General features: G+C 34.3%; 1 protein-coding gene. It reads left to right on the top strand.

All coding sequences use genetic code 11. The features are described from left to right. Window positions 1-60 precede the first annotated feature (60 nt). Window positions 61-944: IS701-like element ISAba11 family transposase (locus PV763_RS17660; protein WP_420938297.1), on the top strand; the 884-nt coding region annotated here is incomplete at its 3' end.

Raw genomic sequence — 944 nt, 5'->3', positions numbered from 1 at the left:
TATATAGGACTTACGCATTGACGGATTCAAAAAAGTATTAAAATACTTTATAAAGTATCTGTGATCAGACGAATTAAAAATGCTTCTACAGCAACTTGTACTCTACCCATTTATATGGGCTTTCTCATGACAGAACCGAACTCTATTAGCTGCACACAACTTGCCGAGACTTATAATATCTCGCATGATAGTGTAAATCGCTTTCTAGAGCGTGAAGACTACACACCTCACGACCTATATCAAGAAGCAATTCAACATATTGATAATAATAAACTTATAGTCAGTATTGATGATACTGTTTTAGATAAACCATATAGTCAACATATGGACTTGGTTAGCTATTTTTGGTCAGGCAAACACCACCGATCCGTCAAGGGTATTAATCTCATTACCTTGTATGCGACAGATCAAAATGGTCAAAATATTCCAATTAATTTCCGAATTTATGACAAATCTGAAAGTAAAACCAAGAATGATTACTTTATGGATATGTTAAGTGAAGTACTCAGTTGGGGTGCAAAGATTCAATTTATTACAGGTGATAGTTGGTATTCATCGACTGGAAATCTAAAAACCATAAGAAAATATGGTATTCGATTTATGTTTGGTATCGACTGTAACCGTAAGGTTTCCCCAGAAAAAGGACAATGGTTTCAACTGCGTTTATTGCCAGATTTCCATCAGGGTCAAGTGGTCTGGCTCAAAGATTTTGGCTTTGTACAATTATTTAAGACTCAGTTAAAAGAACAGCAGAGGTTTTATATTGTGCATCAAGATGAAGATGATTTATTGTCCTTTGAGGGTTTTCATGAATTACATTCAAGTCATTGGAAAATAGAACAATATCACCGAGTGATTAAACAGGTTTGTCATATTGAAAAGTTTCAAGTAAGACGATCTAAACTGATTTTGAATCATATTTTTTCAGCCTTGATGGCCTACGT

Source organism: Acinetobacter sp. AS5 (genome assembly GCF_048957595.1).
GTDB lineage: Bacteria > Pseudomonadota > Gammaproteobacteria > Pseudomonadales > Moraxellaceae > Acinetobacter.
This window is presented reverse-complemented; position numbering and strand designations above follow the sequence as displayed.